The organism is Vibrio sp. 378 (assembly GCF_033339435.1).
The window spans coordinates 1-1,075 of record NZ_JAWOUO010000147.1 but is presented as its reverse complement, the minus strand read 5'-3'; the positions used below and the strand labels follow the sequence as shown (position 1 = coordinate 1,075).

The 1,075-nt window shown below is 44.3% G+C and carries 2 protein-coding genes; one reads left to right on the top strand and one right to left on the bottom strand.

What is annotated here, in order from left to right:
- Window positions 1–734, top strand: a 734-nt coding sequence (locus R7Q48_RS24740; protein ID WP_318132757.1) for a Nif3-like dinuclear metal center hexameric protein, incomplete at its 5' end; no start/stop codon positions are given.
- Between the two features lie 81 nt (window positions 735–815).
- On the opposite strand, the gene R7Q48_RS24735 is transcribed toward R7Q48_RS24740, so the two are convergent.
- The coding region (locus tag R7Q48_RS24735; RefSeq protein WP_318132755.1) for a citrate/2-methylcitrate synthase at window positions 816–1,075 on the bottom strand (260 nt) is incomplete at its 5' end.

Below are 1,075 nucleotides of genomic sequence, written 5' to 3'. Positions count from 1 at the left end.
TTCTCAACAGCAAACTCTCGCCCGAGTTAATTAAAGATTACGCGCCAAATGGCTTACAGGTTGAAGGCTGTCCACAGATCAAACGCGTAGTTACTGGAGTAACTGCTTCTCAAGCATTAATTGATAAAGCGATTGAACTCAGAGCCGATGCGTTATTGGTCCACCATGGTTATTTTTGGAAAGGGGAGCCAGAACCCATTCGCGGTATGAAAGGTAAGCGAATTCGTAGCCTAATTAAAAGTGACATTAATCTGTACGGCTACCATCTACCGCTCGACATTCATCCTGAACTTGGTAACAACGCAGAGCTTGCTCGTCTTCTTGATATTGAAATCGACGGTGGGTTAGAAGGTCATCCGCAGTCTGTCGCCCTATTTGGACGCTTGAAAAAACCGATGACTGGTTCTCAATTTGCGAGCAATATCAACCAAGCACTTAATCGAGAGCCTCTGCATATCGCTCCAGATAATGCGGAGAAAATGATCGAAACCGTTGGTTGGTGTACTGGCGGTGGACAAGATTTCATTGAACTTGCGGTTCAGCATGGATTAGATGCGTTCATTTCTGGCGAAATTTCGGAGCGAACAACTTACACCGCTCGTGAGATGGACATCCACTATTTTGCTGCGGGTCACCATGCAACAGAGCGTTATGGCATCAAAGCACTTGGTAAGTGGTTAGCCGATGAATACGGTTTAGATGTCGAGTTTGTGGATATTGATAATCCAGTGTAGCGTGTATTTTTATCGTTAAAACTAAAAAGGGTTGAGACTTACATCTCAACCCTTTTGTTTATCTGATAACTCTAGTAACGATTATTCGCGCTCATGAAGCGGCGAAAATTCACGTTGCGTTTCGCCTTTGTAAAGCTGACGTGGACGACCGATACGGTTTAGTGGGTCGCTGTGCATCTCGTTCCAGTGGGCAATCCAACCAATAGTACGAGAAATCGCGAAGATAACCGTAAACATTGATACAGGAATACCGATCGCTTTCAGAATGATACCTGAATAGAAATCTACGTTCGGGTACAGTTTCTTAGAAACAAAGTATTCGTCAGAAAGAGCGATACGCT